Source organism: Mangrovibacillus sp. Mu-81 (assembly GCF_036867415.1).
Lineage (GTDB): Bacteria > Bacillota > Bacilli > Bacillales > Bacillaceae_B > Rossellomorea.
The window spans coordinates 568,235-590,409 of sequence record NZ_JBAJHU010000003.1 but is presented as its reverse complement, the minus strand read 5'-3'; the positions used below and the strand labels follow the sequence as shown (position 1 = coordinate 590,409).

General features: G+C 40.3%; 19 protein-coding genes and 1 pseudogene. 2 read left to right on the top strand and 18 right to left on the bottom strand.

Going from position 1 to position 22,175, the window contains the following annotated elements:
* Positions 1-61 precede the first annotated feature (61 nt).
* From V6B33_RS10050 to yneA, 7 genes are all read right to left on the bottom strand, one after another.
* Complete coding sequence (locus tag V6B33_RS10050) at positions 62-1,186, bottom strand: CamS family sex pheromone protein (RefSeq protein WP_334217603.1); 1,125 nt, start codon at positions 1,184-1,186, stop codon at positions 62-64.
* Positions 1,187-1,684: 498 nt separating this feature from the next.
* Entirely contained in the window at positions 1,685-1,906 is a 222-nt protein-coding gene (locus tag V6B33_RS10045; protein ID WP_064093594.1) for a YneF family protein, read from the bottom strand.
* Positions 1,907-1,990: 84 nt separating this feature from the next.
* On the bottom strand, positions 1,991-2,428 hold the full coding sequence (gene sirA, locus V6B33_RS10040; protein WP_334217602.1) for a sporulation inhibitor of replication protein SirA: 438 nt from the start codon (positions 2,426-2,428) through the stop codon (positions 1,991-1,993).
* Between the two features lie 185 nt (positions 2,429-2,613).
* The gene (gene tkt / locus V6B33_RS10035; protein WP_334217601.1) at positions 2,614-4,617 is read right to left on the bottom strand and encodes a transketolase; all 2,004 of its coding nucleotides are present in this window, start codon (positions 4,615-4,617) and stop codon (positions 2,614-2,616) included.
* 429 nt (positions 4,618-5,046) lie between these two features.
* A complete protein-coding gene (locus tag V6B33_RS10030; protein WP_334217600.1) occupies positions 5,047-5,280 on the bottom strand; it encodes a DUF896 domain-containing protein in 234 nt (77 codons plus the stop codon).
* A 94-nt stretch (positions 5,281-5,374) separates the two neighbouring features.
* Positions 5,375-6,025, bottom strand: coding sequence for a YneB family resolvase-like protein (locus V6B33_RS10025; RefSeq protein ID WP_334217599.1), 651 nt, complete (start codon positions 6,023-6,025; stop codon positions 5,375-5,377).
* Positions 6,026-6,038: 13 nt separating this feature from the next.
* Positions 6,039-6,365: a cell division suppressor protein YneA gene (yneA, locus tag V6B33_RS10020; protein ID WP_334217598.1), complete on the bottom strand. Its 327-nt coding sequence runs from the start codon at positions 6,363-6,365 to the stop codon at positions 6,039-6,041.
* Positions 6,366-6,523: 158 nt separating this feature from the next.
* On the opposite strand from yneA, the gene lexA reads away from it, so the two are divergent.
* Positions 6,524-7,144 (top strand): transcriptional repressor LexA, encoded by a 621-nt coding sequence (gene lexA / locus V6B33_RS10015; protein ID WP_334217597.1) that lies wholly within the window; start codon positions 6,524-6,526, stop codon positions 7,142-7,144.
* 335 nt (positions 7,145-7,479) lie between these two features.
* On the opposite strand, the gene glnA is transcribed toward lexA, so the two are convergent.
* The 4 genes from glnA to hflX form a co-directional block, all read right to left on the bottom strand.
* Positions 7,480-8,814 carry a type I glutamate--ammonia ligase gene (gene glnA / locus V6B33_RS10010; RefSeq protein ID WP_334217596.1) on the bottom strand — a complete coding sequence of 445 codons (1,335 nt, stop codon included), beginning with the start codon at positions 8,812-8,814 and terminating at the stop codon, positions 7,480-7,482.
* Between the two features lie 40 nt (positions 8,815-8,854).
* Entirely contained in the window at positions 8,855-9,271 is a 417-nt protein-coding gene (locus V6B33_RS10005) for a MerR family transcriptional regulator (RefSeq protein ID WP_334217595.1), read from the bottom strand.
* A gap of 148 nt (positions 9,272-9,419) precedes the next feature.
* Positions 9,420-10,688, bottom strand: a complete 1,269-nt coding sequence (locus V6B33_RS10000; protein WP_334217594.1) for a methionine gamma-lyase family protein — start codon at positions 10,686-10,688, stop codon at positions 9,420-9,422.
* Positions 10,688-11,956 (bottom strand): GTPase HflX, encoded by a 1,269-nt coding sequence (hflX, locus tag V6B33_RS09995; RefSeq protein ID WP_334217593.1) that lies wholly within the window; start codon positions 11,954-11,956, stop codon positions 10,688-10,690. Before hflX ends, V6B33_RS10000 begins: the two co-directional genes overlap by 1 nt.
* A gap of 190 nt (positions 11,957-12,146) precedes the next feature.
* Here hflX and V6B33_RS09990 point away from each other — a divergent pair, with 190 nt between their 5' ends.
* A complete protein-coding gene (locus V6B33_RS09990) occupies positions 12,147-12,755 on the top strand; it encodes a trimeric intracellular cation channel family protein (protein ID WP_334217592.1) in 609 nt (202 codons plus the stop codon).
* 53 nt (positions 12,756-12,808) lie between these two features.
* On the opposite strand, the gene spoVK is transcribed toward V6B33_RS09990, so the two are convergent.
* The 7 genes and pseudogenes from spoVK to mutL all read right to left on the bottom strand — a co-directional run bounded on the left by spoVK (position 12,809) and on the right by mutL (position 22,170).
* Positions 12,809-13,750: a stage V sporulation protein K gene (gene spoVK / locus V6B33_RS09985; RefSeq protein WP_334217719.1), complete on the bottom strand. Its 942-nt coding sequence runs from the start codon at positions 13,748-13,750 to the stop codon at positions 12,809-12,811.
* 435 nt (positions 13,751-14,185) lie between these two features.
* Positions 14,186-14,419, bottom strand: coding sequence for an RNA chaperone Hfq (gene hfq, locus V6B33_RS09980; RefSeq protein ID WP_032088707.1), 234 nt, complete (start codon positions 14,417-14,419; stop codon positions 14,186-14,188).
* Between the two features lie 26 nt (positions 14,420-14,445).
* Positions 14,446-15,405 carry a tRNA (adenosine(37)-N6)-dimethylallyltransferase MiaA gene (miaA, locus tag V6B33_RS09975; protein ID WP_334217591.1) on the bottom strand — a complete coding sequence of 320 codons (960 nt, stop codon included), beginning with the start codon at positions 15,403-15,405 and terminating at the stop codon, positions 14,446-14,448.
* Between the two features lie 178 nt (positions 15,406-15,583).
* Entirely contained in the window at positions 15,584-17,971 is a 2,388-nt protein-coding gene (locus V6B33_RS09970) for a penicillin acylase family protein (protein ID WP_442915495.1), read from the bottom strand.
* Positions 17,972-18,093: 122 nt separating this feature from the next.
* The gene (locus tag V6B33_RS09965; RefSeq protein ID WP_334217590.1) at positions 18,094-18,669 is read right to left on the bottom strand and encodes an MFS transporter; all 576 of its coding nucleotides are present in this window, start codon (positions 18,667-18,669) and stop codon (positions 18,094-18,096) included.
* A pseudogene (locus V6B33_RS09960) lies at positions 18,666-20,100 on the bottom strand (FAD-binding oxidoreductase). Before V6B33_RS09960 ends, V6B33_RS09965 begins: the two are co-directional and overlap by 4 nt.
* A gap of 192 nt (positions 20,101-20,292) precedes the next feature.
* Positions 20,293-22,170: a DNA mismatch repair endonuclease MutL gene (gene mutL, locus V6B33_RS09955; protein ID WP_334217589.1), complete on the bottom strand. Its 1,878-nt coding sequence runs from the start codon at positions 22,168-22,170 to the stop codon at positions 20,293-20,295.
* Between the last annotated feature and the right edge of the window lie 5 nt (positions 22,171-22,175).

The following is a 22,175-nucleotide window of genomic DNA, read 5'->3' as shown; positions in this document are numbered from 1 at the left end:
CAGAAATGAGCAATAATAAAGAGCAGCCAAATCAACATGGCTGCCCGCTAAAATGATTATGTTATTCATGTATTTCTACAAATGGTTCCTGATCGACTTCCTTTACAATTGTAGCTTTCAGTCCTTTGGGGGTCTTCACATATAGATACACTGGCATATGGGGGAAATAATCGACTATTTCCGGTCCGATTGCTTGTGCAAAACCAATCAGCTCAGTTTCCTTGACCATCCCGGTATGGACATCCAGTACAAGTTGATTCAAGTTGTCCTTTTTATATAATGCTTTTCCTACAAATTCGATATCCTGATGTGAAAAAAACTTGGAAACGTAATCTTCAAGATCCCGTATTCGATTGTGAAGATCACGGTCTTTTTCTTCCCCGGCATCACTAGGGAAGTAATAATATTCTTCATTGACATCTTCCCATTTTTTTATCGATCCTTCATTATCATCAACAAACGTACTTGTGAAGTAATTTCCCGGAACTACACTGTTTATAGGTTGTAATTTATAGATGGAAACAAAGATAGGTACATTTTTTAATTCTTTCATTGAACGGATTCTGCTCACAACTTTTTTCGCAGCTTCCTTTCCGTACTTTTCCAGCACTTTATCGTCAATGACCTTCTCATCAAAATGCATTAAGCCCTTCGAATCTTTTACACGTATGTAATCAATTTGATTCATCGCAAATCCCAGTGAAATCCCTTGAATTTTCCCTTTTGAGTCAACATAATTCTGCTCATGTATATAAGCAAGATACATCGGGTCTTTCTTTTCGCGCTCAATTCTTTCTTCCCAGCCCATATCTTCCGTAATTTTAATAGCAGGATTAAGACCTTCCTCGTTTTCTTTCGAGTTCCTGCCTAACCAGGAATCTATATTTTTCAAATATTGCCCTTCTTGATAAATGAAATCTTCCGGAGAAAAATAATCCTTTGATAAAGACATAAGCCCTGTTTCAATTTCATCCATATCACTGCGATTATTTATCATCATCGTGATTAAACCACGATTGACCGATTTCTTCTGCTTATTGATTTTATAGGTCAGATATTCACGGGCTTCACTCGCCGCGCTGTCTTGTATTTCAAGTGTTTCTTCATCAATCACTTCTTGAGTTTTATTATTACAGCCTGATAAAAAGATAAAAAGTGAAAGTGAAGCAATCATCCATTTTTTCATTTTGACTCCCTCCGCACCTTATTCTATCATAAATCCCTTTTCATGCTGAATAAATAAGATGAAGTTTTTTCAACTAATTACATATGCTGCTTTGCTAGAGCTTTGTAAATTCCAATGCATGATCTCAAGTAATAATTCGCTTGATATGGATGTATGCTAAATTAAAAATAAAGAGGCTTGGGACAAAACAAAAAACTGTCTAAACGCGAACATTATCTGTGATGACCACTGAATACCGCTAATGATTTCCGTGCAAGACTTCGCTTTCCGCGGGTAGCCCGTGAGCCTCCTCGTCGCGTTCGCTCCTGCGGGGTCTCACATAAGCTACTTTTCCCGCAGGAGTCTTCGTCTTGCACTCCAATCAACCGCTCGAACAAGTATATACAAATAAAACATTTGAACAAAGCTAATAAAAACCCGAACTCACTTGAACTTAGAGTTCAAATGAGTTCGGGTTTTATTCAGACAAAACACTTTTGTCCCAGTCTCTTCAGTTCATTACTTCATATTCTTGTTCATTGCATTCATCATTTGATTGATTTTCTTTTGTGATGGCTTCTGGCCCATCTGCATCATCATCATGCGAAGCATTTGTTCATTGATCGGTGGATTTTTCTTTAAATAGCTCATCATGTATTTACGAGCAATGAAAAATCCTAGTGCAATTCCGGCAAGCAATGCTAGAACTCCAACTAGAATAAGTAGCCAAGTCGTTGACATGTTCTTACTTCCTCCTTCATGTTGTCCTTATAAAAGTGTACTAAACCAAGGAACATTATACAATATTTCTGTCATAATTTCTTATTAATATATAAATTTTCTTTGTTTTATAGGTTTCAACCATCCGTAACGCTCATTTTTTATGTCGATTGCAAGTAATTGACCCATATTCCTTCTTAATATCTCAAAATATAAATACTCGCAATCTAGAGGCCCCCACGCCTCTATCGTCATGGATTTTTCATTCAACAGCAGTGTAGCACCGGAATCATTTCTTTCAATCCTGGCAGTCGTGTCAATCCATTTGGCTCCTTCTACCTTAACCAGTTCGTGTTGCAAAATTCTTTGTGTAGGAAGGTAAGGAATTGGCTTAGTGATGAATTCTACTTGTTTTGCGATAATTTCTTTTAATTCCCCGGTACTGGCTTCCCATTCAGAGAACAGCCCAAAGAACATTCTTTCGCGTCCATAGTAGTGGTTGGCAAATGATTCCTCAATCCAATAGATTTGATAACTTCTCACCTATACATCCCCCCTACATTTCCTTGCATCTAGTATAAAGGATGCTAGAGTATGCACTTGTCAGAAATTGTAGAGAAAATGCACTAGTTTTGTCGAAGAATCTCACCCTGTCATTGTTTCATAAAAAAAGCTAACTCCTGTAAGAATTAGGTTCCTAAGGAGTTAGCGAAAGGTATGCTCAGAACTTATTGAATTAAGGCTTTAATTCTTGAAACAACATTGTCTGCTGTGAAGCCGTATTCTTCAAGTACTTTTTCACCAGGTGCAGAGGCACCATATCCATTGATGGCAAGAATATCACCTTCTGTACCTACATAACGGTCCCAGCCAAGCGGAGATCCCATTTCAATGGCTAGACGGTTCGTTACACTCTTAGGCAGGATGGACTCTTTGTACTCCTTGGACTGCTTTTCAAAGCGGTCCCATGAAGGCATGCTTATTACAGACACGCTGATACCATCTTTTTCTAAAGCGTTTTGAGCGTCCACAGCCAAGTTTACTTCGGACCCGGTTGCGATTAATAATGCATCCGGCTGCTCTTTACCTGCTGGAGATACTACATATGCTCCCTTGTCCACACCGTTATAAGCTTTATCAGAAGTTCCTTTTAATGTAGGCAGGTTTTGACGGGATAATACAAGCATTATTGGCTGCTCGGTATTCTCCATTGAAATCTTCCAAGCTGCAGCAACTTCATTTCCGTCAGCCGGTCTGATCACACACAAGTTTGGCATAGCACGCAGCGAAGCAAGCTGTTCAACCGGTTCATGCGTCGGTCCATCTTCTCCGACCGCTATGCTGTCATGAGTGAAAACATATGTCACAGGGAGACCCATTAGTGCTGCTAAACGGATCGCAGGTCTTAAATAATCACTGAAGACGAAGAATGTTCCGCCGAATACTTTCAAACCACCGTGTAAAGCCATACCATTCATGGCTCCACCCATCCCGAATTCGCGGACTCCGAACCAGATGTTTCTTCCTTCATATGATTCAGGAGTAAAGTCTGCCTCTCCTTTAATCATGGTTTTGTTCGAACCTGCCAAATCGGCAGATCCCCCGATGAATGAAGGAAGTTTTTTAGCAATGGCATTTAGTACTTCTCCTGAAGAAGCACGGCTCGCCAATGATTTACCCTCTTCATAGACAGGTATTTCACTGTCCCATCCTTCAGGAAGTTCCCCTTTGATTGCAGTTTCCAATTGGACAGCTGACTCTGGATACTCTTCTTTGAATTTAATGAAGAGATTGGCCCATTCTTCTTCTTTTTGAGATCCTGTCTGTTGGATTTTTTCTTCAAAACGGCTGTATACTTCATCAGGAACATGGAAATCTTGATCAAAAGTCCATTTATAAGCTTCTTTTGTGAGCTTCATTTCATCTTCTCCAAGCGGAGCACCATGTACATCTGATTTACCTGATTTATTCGGAGCACCGTAACCGATGACTGTTTTCACTTCAATCATTGTCGGACGGGATGTATCTGACTGAGCCTCTTCAATCGCTCTTGAAATTTCCTCAAGATCATTTCCGTCTTCCACTCTGATATATTGCCAGCCATACGATTCAAAACGACCTTCTACACTTTCAGAGAAAGATTTATCCAGCTCTCCATCCAATGAAATATCATTTGAATCGTAAAGGACAACCAAACGTCCAAGTTTAAGGTGAGCCGCCAAAGAAGCTGCTTCGGAAGATACACCTTCCATTAAATCACCATCACCACAGATCGAGTATGTATAATGATCCACTAAATTGTAATCATCTTTATTATAGGTCGCAGCCAGATGTCTTTCTGCAAGTGCCATTCCAACTGCCATGGCGATACCTTGTCCAAGAGGTCCTGTTGTGGCTTCCACGCCTGGTGTATGACCATACTCAGGATGTCCCGGTGTTTTACTCCCCCATTGGCGGAATTCCTTCAGGTCATCCATTGAAACGTCATAACCTGATAAATGGAGAAGGCTGTAAAGCAGCATCGAACCATGCCCCGCAGACAATACAAAGCGGTCTCTGTTGAACCAATCAGGGTTTTTTGGATTATGATTCATAAAGCGTGTCCAAAGGGTATACGCCATAGGTGCAGCACCCATAGGCATTCCCGGGTGTCCCGAACCTGCTTTCTCAATTGCATCGATAGATAATGTTCTTATTGTATTAATAGCTAACTGATCCGTATTATCAAACATATGTCAGACATCCTTCCTTTTCTTACTTCTTATTAATATTAATCTTATTCAGTAGTTTATACAACTAACTTGAATGATAACATGACTTTATTATGTTGAAAAATAAAAACCTTCGCGGAATGGGATTTTGTATAGTAAACCATTGTTCAGTACTAGAAGGAGGCTGGGACAAAACAAAAAACAATTACCTTAAGACGAACAGTGTTGATTCTAAATAAACCTTTTAATAAAACGAATAAAAAACCCGAACTTACTTGAATCCTTGAATTCAAATGAGTTCGGGCTTACTTGAACTAAAATGCTTTTGTCCCTGTCTCTTTAATTAATCTTGTGTTTGTTAGGCACCGCATTTATTTTCCTTGCAAGACTTTGCAGGCTAGCGCCAGAGCAAAAACCACTTTATCCAATAATAATTTAGCCTTGTATTTATTAATGCATTTTGCGCTTATTTTGAATATCCTTTACTTTCTTTGGTGTTACTTCATTGCCTTCAGAGTCAAATACTCGTGTGTTTTCAATCGTACCTTTCATTGACTGACGGAAGGTTTCCAGATATTCTTTTCTTAATTTAGTCTGCTCTTTTGCTTCATTATCAGTTAATCCACTTGCTTTTGACTTTTTGGCAAGTTCATTAATTCTATTCATCTTTTTCTTTGAAAGCATGAACGAAAACTCCTTTACAGCTATTATCAACGTATATCTTCAGTTCTTTGAAATATACCGATATGTTACTAGATAACAGCCTCTATGACAAGGATTAAGTTTCTTCTTGTGCAGAGATATATTCTTTAAATCTTCTATGTACGGTCGCTTTTGATATATTATATCCAAAGCCTCTCAATGTTGCAGCGATTTCCGCAAAAGTCAGATCATTCTTTCTTAGGCGGACAATTTCTTCAACCGGCACTTCAATTCGTTCCCTGCCTTCGGTATTACCTTTATTTTTCAAATTATCATAAGGACGGAACCCATTTTCAACTGCCCTTCTCATTCCCCTTTTAATCTTCAGATTATGCAGCTTTCTTTGATATTCTTCTACCATGCTCACGATATTGATGACCATTGAATCCGACTCGGATAAATGCAACTCTCCACTGTGAGTCTGACTTATGATTTTTATATTTTCCTTTAAGATGCAATGAATCAATGCAATCTTCGCATTTCCTCTTCCTATTCTCGTTTCATCCTGGATCAGCACAGCATTGATGGATTGGTCCTTTATTAAATCCAGCAAGACTAGTACACCGGGACGGTCCAATTCAAATCCGCTTGCCTGATCTTTAATGATGGCAGCAATCTCAAAGTTGTGTTTTCCGGCAAGATTCACTAATTCAGATTCCTGTCTCTCCAAGGAAGTTTCCTGCGTATCTTTTTTCGTGCTCACCCTGCAGTAAATCGCTGCTTTCATTGAATCTCACCCTCTATTTGTTATTCATGGCAAGCTGTGTATCCGTGTGTTCCTGATATATGGGGGATTCCACCGGCAATACAAGGGACATCCCAGGTTTTATGACGTAGGTAGTAAGATTGTTTTCTTCTCCCACCCAAATAATAAACTCTTCTCTTGTCATAGAATAATCCTCTTCAAACTTTTCTGCAATCGTCCATAGGGTATCCCCTTCACTCACTCTGACTGTTTCGTATGCAGGACTGCTGTCCGCACTTAAAAAAATGTAGCCAGATGACAAAAAGGATAGTGTGAAAAGAATTATAATATATGAGAAACGACTCCAAATAAGTGATAACATAAATATAACCTCCATGCGAATGTTTGTTCTGTTCTTTGTAACTCGATTGTAATACGAACATTCGTTTGGTGTCAACTAAAAATTCGAACTTATGTTTGTATCGTTCGATTAGACATGCTATAATGGGAACATAAGATCGATAATAGAGGTGCGTGAATATGACAAAATTGTCTAAACGTCAGCAAGACATACTGCAATACATTAAAGCATCAGTGAAGGAAAAAGGTTACCCTCCATCCGTTCGTGAAATCGGGGAAGCAGTCGGTTTAGCTTCAAGTTCCACTGTCCACGGACATTTAGCAAGATTGGAAAGCAAAGGGCTCATTCGCCGGGATCCGACAAAACCGAGAGCAATTGAAATCCTTGATTTAGAGGAAGATTCGATTCCTCGCAATAAGGTTGTAAATGTTCCTCTCATCGGGAAGGTCACAGCTGGTCAGCCAATAACAGCTGTAGAAAATGTAGAGGAGTTCTTTCCTCTTCCTGAGCGTCTTGCCCCTTCAGATGAACAGGTCTTTATGCTTGAAATCATGGGAGATAGTATGATCGAAGCCGGGATCCTTGACGGGGACTTCGTCATAGTACGCCAGCAGCAGACAGCCAACAACGGAGATATTGTCGTTGCCATGACGGAAGAAGATGAAGCAACAGTCAAGCGCTTCTTCAAAGAAAGGGATTTTGTAAGATTACAGCCTGAGAACTCCTCCATGAGTCCGATCATCTTACGGAATGTATCTATTTTAGGAAAAGTCATCGGGGTATATCGGCAAGTGCATTAATCTTTAAAGAGTCTGGAACAAAAGTTCTGAATAAAACCCGAACTAATTTGAACTCTAAGTTCAAGTAAGTTCGGGTTTTTATTAGCTTTGTTCAAATGTCCATTTTGTATATAGCTTGTTCCAGTGGTTGATTGGAGTGTAAGACGAAGACTCCTGCGGGAAAAGGAGGATCACGGGCTACCCGCGGAAAGCGAAGTCTTGCACGGAAATAGTAATGTTCGCCTATAGGCAGTTGTTTTTTGTTTTGTCACAGCCTCTTTTTTTATTTTGACATAAAAAAGCCGGCGCAATGGATCGCGCCGGCTTTATATCATGTATTCATATAAATTTAGGTCTTAATACATTTGGATATACTGTTCTCTCTCCCAAGGATGTACTTGTGTTCTGAACATATCCCACTCGATTTCCTTTGCTTCCACAAAGTGTTCGAAGATATGACCGCCTAGTGATTTAACGATCACTTCATCCTTTTTCAATTCTTCAAGGGCAGCATGTAAAGTAGCTGGTAAATCAATGATTCCTGCTTCTTCACGTTCCTTCTTATCCATTACATAAATGTTACGGTCTATTGGTTTAGGTGCTTCAAGATTGTTTTTAATTCCGTCAAGCCCAGCGGCCAGAAGTACTGACATAGCCAGGTAAGGATTGGCTGCCGGGTCAACACTCCGCACCTCTACACGGGTACTGATACCACGGGATGCAGGGATACGGATCAAAGGACTGCGGTTTTGAGCAGACCATGCAACATAGCAAGGAGCCTCATACCCTGGTACTAGTCGTTTATACGAATTTACAGTAGGATTGGTGATCGCAGTGAACGCCGTCGCATGCTTGATTGTTCCAGCAAGGAACTGGCGTGCAGTGTCACTTAATTGTAAATCTCCTTTTTCGTCGAAGAAAGAATTTTTACCATCTTTAAATAGTGACATATTACAATGCATCCCGGAACCATTCACACCAAATAATGGTTTTGGCATAAATGTAGCATGCAGACCATGTTTGCGAGCAATTGTTTTCACAACAAGTTTGAACGTCTGGATGTCGTCACAAGCTCTCAATGCACTTGCGTATTTAAAGTCGATTTCATGCTGACCAGGTGCAACCTCATGATGGGAAGCTTCAATTTCAAAGCCCATTTCTTCCAATTCAAGGGCAATATCACGACGGCAGTTCTCACCTAAGTCAGTTGGTGCAAGGTCAAAATAACCGCCATTATCGTTAAGTTCAAGAGTAGGTTCACCATTTACGTCCAGTTTGAATAGGAAGAATTCAGGTTCTGGCCCAAGATTGAAATCAGTAAATCCAAGCTCTTCCATTTCTTTTAATACTCGCTTGAGGTTGTTGCGCGGATCCCCTTCGAATGGTGTACCATCAGGGTTATAGATATCACAGATCAGACGAGCGACTTTCCCTTTTTCTGCTGTCCAAGGGAACACAAGCCAAGTGTCAAGGTCCGGGAATAAGTACATATCCGATTCTTCGATTCGCACAAAACCTTCAATTGAAGATCCGTCAAACATCATTTTGTTATCCAATGCTTTCTCTAGCTGACTGAAAGGGATTTCCACGTTTTTAATTGTCCCTAAAATATCAGTGAATTGCAGACGAATGAATTTAACACCTTCTTCATTCGCTAATCTAACCACATCTTCACGAGTATACTTTGCCATTTTGCGTAATTCCTCCTCAGATTTAATTAAAGGTTATTTATTAATGAAAAAAGCGGGACATGTCTCCCTGACGCAACGAAGCCCTGTTAAATTTCCCGGAATGAATCAATTCATTTCGCAGTAATTTCCGCAACTGTTCGTCAGTTAGATCCTGTCGTACTTTTTCTTCCTCTTGTTTACTTGATTCAGACACTACTTTTGTTTCAGACAAAGCGGTAACAGAAAATATCTTTTTAATTCCCGCCATGTTCACCCCTTGATCTAACAAATCTTTGACTTCTAACAATTTATCGATGTCATTCAAGGAAAAGAGCCTACGATTCCCCTCTGTTCGTGCAGGAGTAATCAATTCATGCTCTTCGTAGTATCGAATCTGACGAGCCGTCAAGTCCGTGAGCTGCATGACAATACTTATAGGAAATAAAGCCATCGTTCGACGAATTTCACTTCCACTCATCTTGATTCCTCCTTTTCTTTTCCTTTATAGTATCATTATATGTATTGTTAGAAGTTCTGTCAATCATATGTTAGAAATTCTTACATGAATTTTCAAAAGAAAAGGATAGTCGGTTATAGACAATCCAATTACTCTTCTACTATCCTTTTTAAACATTTATTAAACCTTTTTCGATTAAATTGTCTATTGCCGTGCATACAGCAATTTTCACATGAGAGTACGTCAATCCCCCTTGTACATAGGCGGTATAAGGCGGACGTATTGGTCCGTCCGCCGATAATTCGATGCTCGAACCCTGTATGAAGGTACCTGCAGCCATAATGACATCGTCTTCATATCCCGGCATGTAATTGGGATATGGAGTAAAATGTGAATTGATTGGTGAAGACATCTGAATTGCCTGGCAAAATGCAATCATCTTTTCCCTATCTTCAAACTGTACTGATTGGATCAGATCCGTTCGTATTTCGTTCGGGGAAGGGTTAGTATTCATCCCTAACTCTGTTAACAATGCAGAAGTGAAAACAGCTCCTTTCAAAGACTGCGCAACTACATGGGGTGCAAGGAAGAACCCTTGGTACATCTCTTGTAAACTATAAAGAGAGGCACCTGCCTCCGCACCGATTCCGGGAGACGTCATCCTGTAGGAACAGGATTCCACTAAATTTTTCTTCCCTACAATATACCCGCCTGTTTTAGCAAGACCACCTCCAGGATTTTTGATGAGGGATCCCGCTATAAGGTCTGCTCCAGCGTGACAGGGTTCAAGCTCCTCAACGAATTCCCCGTAGCAATTATCTACAAATACCACTATTTCAGAATTAATTTCTTTAATGAACGAAATCATTTCTTTGATTTCTTCTATTAAGAAGGAAGGACGGTTTGCATATCCTTTCGAACGTTGAATTCCCACCATTTTGGTTTTTGGAGAGATTGTCTGCTGTACCTTCGCATAGTCGACCTTACCGGAGTCATCCAGATCCACACATTTATATGAAATGTTAAAATCTTTCAACGAACCAGTTCCTTCACCCCGGACACCCACTATTTCCTCGAGTGTATCATACGGTTTACCTGTTAAATAAACCAGTTCGTCTCCTGGTCTCAATACTCCAAAAAGTGCGATGGCGATAGCATGGGTTCCTGAAATGATTTGCGGCCTGACCAGACCGGCATCTCCACCAAATACATCCGCATAAATGCTTTCAAGTGTATCCCTGCCTATATCGTCATAACCATAACCCGTGGATGGAATGAAGTGCGAGTCACTTACCTTATGCTTCTGAAATGACTTGAGCACTTTAAACTGATTGTTCTCAGCACGTTCATCAATTGCTTTATGAATAGATTTTACTGAAGCTTCTACTTTACTAACAAGAGGTTGTAATACCTCACCATGTACTAATTGATCAAACATTACTTGCGTCCCTTCTGTTTTTGGAATTTCTTGATGATTCCGCTGATTTGATGATCTTCGAGGTGATGCCCTTCTATCTCGTACGACTGGGAGTCCTCGAGGAATTCAAGGTGTGAAGTGATTGTTTCATTTTTAAACCTGGAAATGTTCTTACCTTCACTTGCAGGTACGACTACGTGATATGAATTCATTTGCTTCTTGACTATACCCTCGATCCTAACTAGTAGCTCTTTACGGTCTTCGCTGTTCAGGGCACTGATCATGATATGATCCGCTTCACTGTCAGGAACAAAATCGGCATGACTGATATCTCTCTTATTATAAACGGTCAGCTGTGGCAATTTGTCCATTTCCAAGTCCTTAAGCAGAGATTGAACAGTATCTTCATGCTGGTGATAATCTGGATTCGAGCTATCCACAACATGTAAAAGAAGATCTGCTTCCTTTACTTCTTCGAGAGTAGAACGGAAAGCCGCGATAAGGGAAGTAGGCAGATCTTGTATGAATCCGACTGTATCTGTCAGTAACGTGAAATAGCCGCTTGGCAGACTCATTTTTCTTGTCATCGGATCCAATGTGGCAAATAACTGATTTTCTTCGTGTGAATCAGCAATAGACATCCGATTGAATAACGTTGACTTACCTGCGTTTGTATAGCCTACAAGAGCTACCTGAAATGATTTGTTTTTCTTTCTTCTTTCGCGATATCTTTCCCGGTGTTCGACAATCGTTTGGAGCTGCTTTTTGATATCATCGATTCTGCGATGGATATGTCTTCTGTCACTTTCAAGTTTCGTTTCACCAGGGCCTCTTGTTCCGATCCCCCCTCCCAGTCTCGAAAGGGATGTACCTTGTCCGATCAACCGCGGAAGCAAATACTGAAGCTGAGCCAATTCAACTTGCAGCTTCCCCTCGCGCGAACGTGCCCGCTGTGCGAAAATATCCAATATAAGTTGTGTCCTGTCGATGACCCTTGCATCTAATTCCTTTGATAAATTCCGTATTTGACTTGGGGAAAGTTCACCATTGAATATGATGATATCCGGTTCAAACTGCTCTTCCAGTGCTGCCAGTTCTTCTACCTTCCCCTTCCCTATGTATGTACCAGGATGGATCCGGTCTCTCTTTTGAGATAGAATCGCAAGTACTGCTCCCTGAGCGGTCTCCGTCAATTCTTCAAGTTCTTCCATGCTATATTGAAAACGCAGGTCATCTTCATCCAGCTGACAACCGACTAACAGGACTTTTTCCTTCACTTCTTTTTTCAATAAGCAACCTTCTTTCCGTTAGTGAATTTGTATAGATTTCATCATATCAAAAGTTATTCACAAACTCTATGTATAAAGTAATCAAAAATGGTTGCAATTGAAGATTTTCATGATAAAATCATGTATGTTTGATTGAAAAAGATTCATTCTTGATCTACATAGAATGAGGATAAGGTTAGGAGGCATTCGTATGACTTGGGAAGTATTAAGTATCATCGGAACTATTGCGTTTGCTGTTTCAGGTGCCATCATAGCCATGGAAGAGGAATATGATATTCTCGGTGTTTATATATTAGGTATCGTCACCGCATTCGGCGGCGGAGCCATCAGGAATTTACTAATCGGGGTTCCAGTTTCGGCTTTATGGGAACAGGGAATGCTGTTTCAAATTGCATTATTGGCGATCACTGCTGTTTTTTTGTTCCCGAATAACTTGCTGAAACATTGGAGACGATGGGGGAATTTTTTTGATGCTGTAGGTCTTTCTGCTTTCGCGATTCAGGGTGCATTATATGCATCGAATATGGATCATCCTTTATCCGCGGTCATTGTCGCAGCAGTCCTTACCGGTAGCGGAGGGGGTATCATCAGGGACCTGTTAGCAGGAAGAAAACCACTTGTTCTCCGCTCCGAAATTTATGCTGTCTGGGCTGTCATGTGCGGAGCAGCTGTTGGACTCGGTGTCACAAATTCAGCATTTGAACTTTATACATTATTTATCCTTACGACATCGTTACGCGTCTTATCATACTTGTATAAATGGCGATTACCCAACAGAAGCCTGCGGGCACAAAGCTAACATTAGAAAAATGCATTCTCCCGGGAGAATGCATTTTTTGTTGGAACCATAAATTATTCTGCAGAGGATTTAGTAAAGGTCAAATCATTGGTCCTGATGGTGATCAAGTCATTTCTATTGTAACAATCCTCCAACAGCAATCTCATCGCCTGTGCACGAATCGATTTTTCCAGTATATTCCTCACGTACCTTCCATTTGAAAACGCCATCGGTGATAAGGAATTTTTTGCTGAGTATAAATGCTCCCTGATTTTTCTCTCTGCATCGGAACTTAGTAAGTATTCTTTCTCTTCCAACATCCTTTTCCCTATTTCCATTAATTGATCTACTGAATAATCGGGGAAGTGAAATACGAGCGGGAATCTTGATTGCAGCCCTGGATTCAATGTCAGGAAGTGATCCATTTCCCTTGAATAACCTGCAAGTATTAGGATGAACTCATGCTGTTTATCCTCCATATGTTTAACCAGTGTATCTATTGCCTCTTTACCAAAGTCCTTCTCTCCGCCCCTCCCAAGTGAGTACGCTTCATCAATGAATAATATGCCGCCCAAAGATTTCTTTATTAAATCCCTTGTTTTTTGGGCGGTATGACCAATATATTCCCCGACCAAGTCCGCTCTCTCTGCCTCGATTAAGTGGCCTTTGGATAAAACATTCATCTTCAGAAATAACTTTCCTATGATTCTAGCCACAGTTGTTTTACCAGTCCCCGGATTCCCTTTAAACATCATATGAAGCGCTTGCTTACCTGCTTTCAAACCAATTGCTTCGCGCTTCTTGTTCACATATATCCACGCATAGATTTCTTTTATCATCTTTTTCATTTCTTCCATCCCGACAAGAGACCCTAACTCTTCTTCAATTTCCTTTAACGCCACATGCTCTTGAGGGAATGATTGAGGCAGGGAATCGGGCTTGAGTGTATCTCTTACTGAATTTCGCTTTTGTGAATTAAGTACTATGCTGATTTGTCCATTATTTTTCATTCTCATTGGTTGTTGTTCCAAAAATTTCACCTCACCATTCTACAAACAGTATACGCTTAGAGGCCTATTGGGTGACAAATGCCTATTGTTTCATCCTATATTTCGACATCCCCTGTTATCTAATAATGCGAATGAAAAAAACGCAGAATTCTGTCATATCTTGCGCTTTCCCGAGAAATATACAAACACTGGAGCGGACCTTAAGAATGAAAAAGCCCATGCTATATTATACTTTGTTTTTCTAAGTGGATAGATGCTCATATCATTCTATTCAATGACCAAGCTTTTCATTAATTAAAAGTATAAATTTCAAAGAAATATATTGAGCTTTAATGAAAACAGTTATCGATATTAAGTAATCATGAATAAAACGGGAGATTAAAAAAACTGCCCGAATATATCAGGCAGCTTTGTCAGTTTACTATCATCAGAACTAAACGTTTAGTTACTCTCTTCAAAATTTATTTGAACATTCCGCTGAGGAGCGAATGTCGAAATGGCATGCTTATAAACAAGCTGCTGTTTTCCTTCACATTCGAACAGAACGGTGAAATTGTCAAACCCTTTCACATGACCTCGGATTTGAAAACCATTCAATAGGAACACCGTACATAATGAATTGTCTTTACGCAATTGGTTTAGGAATTGATCTTGGATATTAATTGATTGTTTCATGTCTAGTCCTCCTCTTCTATCTCTACTTACTTATTCGACTTTAGTTGAAGCTTTCCTGCAATAAATTCTGAAATCTCTTCAATAATTTTTTGGTGATACGTTTTATCGGACATGTCAAACCATCTGACTTCCATTTTATTTCGAAACCATGTTAACTGCCTCTTTGCATATCTTCGGGAATTCTGTTTTAACTTCTCGATTGCACGGTCAAGACTTATCTTTCCATCCAAATATTCATAAATCTCTTTATACCCGATTGCTTGAATGGATTGAACATCGTGCACCCCACTCCTATAAAGAGAGTCCACCTCTTCAATAAGACCATTTTCGATCATGAGATCTACCCTCATATTAATTCTGTCGTAAAGCTTTTCACGATCCATGCTCAGCCCTATTAAGGCAAGGTCATATAGCAGTTCATCCGATTGTCTCTCCTTGTAGCCGGTCATTGTTTTACCGGTAACATGAAAAATTTCCAAAGCACGTATTACCCTGCGCGTATTGTTTGGATGAATATTTTTTGCCGCTTCCGGGTCGATGCTTTGAAGTTGTTCGAATAAGGGAGCAATCCCCGTCTCTTCTACCTTTTCTTCCAGGAAGGATCGATATTCAGCGTCACCGGGAGCATCTGTAAACTGATAATCAAATATGACGGATTGAATATACAAACCTGTGCCTCCGACTATCATCGGGATTTTTCCGCGTGAGTGAATATCCGAGATTTTTTCTCTGACTATCTGTTGAAATTCTGCGGAAGAAAAGGATTCTTGCGGGTTTTTAATATCAATTAAATGGTGTGGAATGCCTTCCATCTCTGCCTGGGTTATTTTCGCAGTTCCGATGTCCATTCCTTTGTAAATTTGCATGGAATCCCCGCTAATGATTTCCGCATTGAATGTTTGAGCGAGATGAATACTTGTTTTGGTTTTTCCTACAGCAGTCGGACCGATAAGCACGATCAATTTTTGCTTGGTGTTGGGAGGCATACTTTCACTGCTTTCTATGTAATTCTTCTGTTACATATTATCGTACCATAATTGTTTATAAAATCACATCTTGTAAGTATACCCTTTATAAAAATTATTAAACGAAATTAAAATCTGAATTATAAAGTAACGCCTGATACACATCACCTAATTTTGATAATGAGTAACAGACGCATGTTCATTCAGCCTTTAGCAACAATCTTTCGTTTCCTTCTACTTCACTCAAAGAAGTTCTATGATAATCACCCTGTACCCAGGCATCGATTTGGTCGTCGTACCATTTACTTTTAAAGTGCCCAGCTTGACCGGGTCCCACGATATGATATCCTTCGTAGAGATTTGCAACATCGATCACAAACCTCCAGGAAGCTCCGTGGTTTACAAGCCCTTCCTTGTTGTAACTGGCTGCCTGGACTGTGACCCTGCTTCCTCCAACGGAAACCGGATCTTTCTTGTTGAAAAACCTTTCCAATATAGGGGAGGCGCTGGAAATAGGGTGCTCGAAATATACTTTATGATAATCCCCCCATTGCCATTCATTCATGTCAGGACCATATGCAGCCTGCAGGTCTTCCAACGCCTTATTCAACGTAATTTGCAGATAACCCTCATAGCCGCCAAAAGGGTCAAACCAGCTAGATACTTCTCCCCTGCGGGCTTTTCTTAACATTTCATCCACAATCATTTGCCGGCTTTCAAAGAGCTTCATCATATCTGGTGGGATTTTATTCTTAAACATTTCCTCAGATAAGGTATTCATCCAAAAATGAAACAGCAGCGGTGCTGCTTCTGATTTATCATCTTTATATTCCCACCTTTGAAGGAGCTTGATAGCTTGGTCCTCTTCTGATGTTAGTTCTTTATCTTTCAAAGCCTCAATGAAAAGCGGTACAAATTCAGAAGCCTGTAAATTGACCTGGTCCATTTGAAGCTTTTTCATATCCTCAATCGTTAAATCATCATTCTCCTCAAGGTACTGAGAAATCCTCATATATCTGTATGGCTGTGCCCAATGATGACTTATATGATAAGGGTAGCTGTCATCAATAACTTTGTTGTTTGCAGTAGCTGCAAACCCTTTCTCGGGATTAACAACTGAAGGAAGTTCGCCAAAAGGAATAAATCCTTCCCACTCATACTCAGGATCCCAACCAGGAACCGGCAGCAGACCGTCACCTTTTTTCCGAATTGGTATTTTCCCATTTGCTTTATAAGCTATGGTCCCGTCTTTTGCTGCGAAGACGAAATTTTGAGTTGGAGTATGGAAATCTTCTAGTGCTGTCTCAAACTCCAGCCAATTGCCTGCTTTATTAATATTGAGAATCGCCTGCAGTTCTAGACTCGGGTCTAAGGCTGTCCACCTGAGTGATAATGCTTGCCTGTCATCAGCTTGATTGGCAAATTCCGATATAATCGGTCCGTGTCTCGTGATGACCACCTCATATGGAATTACTTCCTCTCCTTTTACACGGATTGGCTCTTCAATAATAGTTGCTTTCTCCCAATTATCGTTATATTTAAAAAGTGAAGGATCTTGACCGTGCCGTTGTTCTATATATAAGTCTTGAACATCCGGACCTGTATTCGTAACTCCCCATGCAATTTCTTCGTTATGCCCGAGGATGATGCCGGGAATACCGGCGAAAATAACACCGCTGACATTTAATTCCGGAGCTTTTAAGTGCATCTGATACCATATCGAGGGTGTCCCTAATGACAAGTGAGGATCATCAGCCAGTAAAGGTTTTCCATTTGCCGTTTTTTCCCCGCTTACTACCCAGTTGTTACTTCCGTTGAATTCAGGAGGTATGACCGCTGCAGCAAATGAATCTTCTATGTCGATTGTAAGGTTGCCGATGGACGATAAGATCTCAGTGGCATCTTCCGGATAGGAAGGAAACAGATCAAACGCCTTTTCTTCCCCCAGATTCTTCAAAGCCCAATACCGGAAGGCTTGCCCCTGCCAGTGCCCTCCCAGATCGAATGCCATATATTTGCCGATAGTCAAGGAATCAATTGGCGTCCACTTTTCCGGCTTGTATCCAAGCAGCATAAACTCGACCGGAACGCTGCCATCCTCTTTCATTTCATCCATGAATGCATTGACTCCTTCTGCGTACCATTCCAGGATTTGCTTTGTTTCATCCGGATAGGCTGTATAGGACACTTCTGCAGCTCTGCGCAGTCCCAAAGTACGGAAGAATTTGTCACGTTCCACTGTATTCCCTCCGATTACTTCACTTAACCGCCCCGATGCCTGCCTTCTGCTCAGATCCATTTGGAATAGCCGGTCCTGAGCCTGAACATATCCCTGAGCAATGAACAAATCTTTTTCATTCGCTGCGGATATATGAGGTACTCCTTGTTTGTCCCTGATCACTTCCACATCTCTGGTTAATGTACGCAACACGTTTGATCCCGAAGTCTTGGGGATTGACCGTTCAACGAAAAAATACAACCCCATTAAACATGCAGCTAATACAAGAGCACATTCCCCGCCAGACCATAGTAAAATAGTGAACCGTTTTTTCCTTTTTAACGTCTGTAGCTCGATTCCCCCATTCATCTGACTCCCCCTGATATATTTATTGAAAATTCAGAAATAGTTTCTTTATAGATATTGGCTTTTCATTTATGAAATCCTTCTTATTTTCAAAAAATGGAAAAATCAAATTCACATAAGGGAATTCAGTTCGCTTTATTTCCTTTTTCACACTGTCTGTGTGTCCGTATATAATCAGTATGACTGATGACCAGGCAAATGCTGCTGGCTAGGAAAAATATGGAACTCCCGTAAAAAATGAAATGGATGGTAAAGTAATTCAACAGAAGCCCGGTTCCCATAACAGCAAAACTAGAGCATAACGAAGTCCAAAAATGGTAGTTTCCGATCATCTTACCCCTGCCGCCATTGTACGGCATTTCACTAAGTACCACTTTTTCACTCGTTTTTTGCACTGCTCCAAGCACACCAAGAAAAATCTGCAGAAAATAGACCATTTTAATGGATGTAACAGATGGAATAAGCAGGAACAAGAAACTCATTCCAATAGCATATACAACCAGAAGTCCGTAGCCGCCGGATTTGTCTGCCCATTTTCCAATCAGGCGGTGGCTGACCGCTGCACTCAGAGTAAATAGTCCATAGGCAAAACCGAAAGATGAAAACGACCTGCCAAGATTTTGTATAAACAACAGATAGAAAGGAAATGAGACACTGGCTGCGGTCATCGCGAAACTTTGTGAGTATATGAACCATTTCATGAGCCATACTCCTGATAAAATCGGTTAGTGAACCGTTCTTCAGGATCAAGTTTCCTTTTCATTTGGAAGAATTCATCACTCTTCGGATAGGCACTTTTCATCTGAGATTTCGTCGGATACTCGTAGTAAGGCAAATAATAAGTACCACCGTGCTTCAAGGTAATATCTATCATACCCCTCACTGTCTCGCCTGTTTCATAAATATCCTCATCGCCCATACCTTGATTGATGAGAAGGACTAGTGCGAACATATCCTTTTTAGCAAAGGACATGAGTGCCTCGTTGTTCCGATCAACATATCGAACCGTTATATTGACCAGGTTTAAATCCCTGCCCTCAAGAAATATTCTTAAATCGTCAATATACTCTTCATATTCTGTGACGGGAACAAAATATTCCTGCAATATATCCGTATCATTTCCCGCTTCATATTCAAGGAATTCAGATTCAGAGCGCATGACATTATTCCTTGTCACCAGTTTCTCATTTTGTTCTAGAAAGAAAGCCTTCTGCATTGTCCAGAATACATCTTTTCCCCAATCAAAATCGCGGGATATACCGAGGAGAAATTTAGTCAGAAATGTAAATCGATCTTCTTTAAGCTCACTGTATTCAATGTAATTCTGTTGATTTCCACTGGAATAATAGTCAGTAACATACATTTCTGTCAGAAAGGTTCGCGGTGCTGTCGATAACCTGGCTAGATGCATCTTCACTTTATCATTTGCCAAAACATGATTATTAAAATATTCAGGGTATTTTTCGTATGAGATTTCATCTGTTCTCATCTTATATAACTCATCTTTCGTTAATTGAAGCTCTACATCCAATATGACACCAAAGAGGCCATAGCCTCCTATTACTAAAGGAAAATACTCTTTATTTTCTTGCCTGGATACTTTTATCACCGTTCCATCGGGTTTCAACAATCTGAACCAGTTGACTGTTTCTATTAAAGATCCATTCCGAATGTCCCTGCCATGCACATTTACGGATAGGGAACCTCCGATGGTGAATATATTTTGAGACTGCATCACTTTCACCGCTAATCCATGAGGATTGACCGCCTTTTGGATATCATCCCATGTAGCTTGTCTTTTTATCAGGATCAACATGAAGTACTTGATTAAATTCTGTCATATCCAATACAATAGCGTCGGGATAATAGGTATGTCCTCCCTGACTGTGACGTTTTCCTGCAATCGATACCTTTAGATCACTTTGGTTCGCCTCCTTGATTGTTTCAATCAAACTCCATTCTTCCTTGTCCTTTATCAGTTTTTTGATTTTAGTCGGCATCAATCGCGCCACATCTGTAATGACGTTTTCATCTTGCTTGTCTTTAAGTAACAATGTAAATGCAGTTGAGTATACAAGTAGTAACAGTAGAACAATAAAGAAACTTTTACTATTTACAACTTTAATAAACATTTCCATCTCCCCCAGCTAATCCCTTTTAGTGTAATTTTACACTAAAGTTGAAATAATTCAATATGATTTTTGGTTGAAAAATTAAAGAAATTATTATTAAAACTAATTTACATAATATTATTATCGTAACTCTATTAAAAGACAAAAATAAACGAAGCCCAAAATGAAATTCCGGACTTCGTTTATTTTCACTTACATGATTCGTTTGAACATTTTTTCCATTTCATAAGTAGAGTAATGAATTATGATGGGACGTCCATGCGGACAGGTGAAAGGATCGCTCGTCCTCCTCAATTCATCCAGCAGGGCAAGGATTTCATCATTACGCAAATGATGGTTCGCTTTAATCGACCCTTTACAGCTCATCATAATCGCTGCTTCCTCTCTCAATTTCCTTATATCCACAGTACTAACCTTAAGTACTTGTTGAATCATATCTTCAATTGTTTCTTTTTCTTCGCCTTGAGGGAACCATTGTGGATGGGCACGCACAATGAAGCTGTTATGGCCAAACTCTTCAAGGAAGACGCCGACATCTTCAAGTGCCCTTCGATTTTCAATTATTTTTAAATACTCATCCGTCGAATATTCCAATGTAAGCGGAACAAGCAGCTCTTGAAGTTCCTTGGCCACCTGTCCTACTTTTTCTTTAAAGAACTCATACTTGATGCGTTCCTGTGCAGCATGCTGGTCAATGATATACAACCCCCGTTCGTTCTGGGCAAGAATGTATGTCCCGTGCATCTGCCCTACAGGATACAATGGCGGAACCCTCTGTGTATCAGAAAGATGCCCTTGAGCTTCTTCGAATTGAAACTCAGAAGCTTCTTCCTTCTTGCTGCTCTCGTTTGTTCCGTATGTTTTCTTTATCTCTTTCGAAGTAAGGTTATCCGTTTCTTTTACTTTCCCATAAGGCTCATATAGAGTTTGCCTTTCCTGTTTCGGAAGATCTGTTTTCCTCATGGACCATCCAGTAGCAGGCTGCTCTCGTTTTTCTTGTAATGCATTATGATCCAATTCCATAAACGTCTGCTCTGTTTTTGACTTTGAAACTTTTGGAATGGTGACTCCTGAAGGAATCAGTTCTTTTTGCCGAAAGACACTTTTTATTCCTTCTGTCACAAGTGCATTTAATTCATTTTCCTTGCTGATTCGGACTTCCATTTTGGAAGGATGCACGTTTACATCTACAAGCACTGGATCCATTTCAATATTCAGTAATACAATTGGATGCCTGCCGATCGGAAGCAGCGTATGATACCCCTCGCCTATAGCTTTTGCCAGTGCATAATTTTTAATGAACCTTCCATTGATCATGGTGGATATATAATTTCTTGATGCTCGGGTAATCTCCGGTAGGGAAACAAATCCGCTTATTCGAAAATCAAGTGTACTCACCTCAATGGGAACCATCTTCCTGGCGATCCCTACTCCATAAATTGCCGCCAACACTTGAAGGACATCACCGTTTCCCGTCGTATGAAGAAGTGACTTTCCATTATGCAGAAGTTTAATAGATACTTCCGGGTGGGCCAGGGCAATACGATTTACAACATCACTAATATTTCCCAGCTCAGTATGAATGGTCTTCAAATACTTTAAACGTGCAGGTGTATTATAGAAGATTTGTGATACCGTAATGTCTGTGCCTTTTCTGGATGAATATTTCTCAAATGTTTTTATCACACCGCCTTGAAGTTCAATGGACGTGCCGGGCCCATCACCTGTGCTTGTTCTCAAAGTAAAGTGCGAAACTGATGCGATACTTGGCAGTGCTTCCCCCCTGAACCCGAGGGTGCGGATGCGGAACAGATCATTCTCATCTTTTATCTTGCTGGTGGCATGCCGCCTGAAAGCAGTTTTTACATCTTCTTCCTCGATTCCATCCCCATTATCGATGATGCGGATCGAATGAAGACCAGCTTCTTCGATGTGTATTTCAATCACATTTCCATTGGCATCGATACTATTTTCCAACAGTTCTTTAACAACTGAGGCCGGCCTTTCAACAACCTCGCCTGCAGCTATTTTGTTTGAAAGCGAGTCATCAAGTTGAAAGATTTTTGCCACGTTTA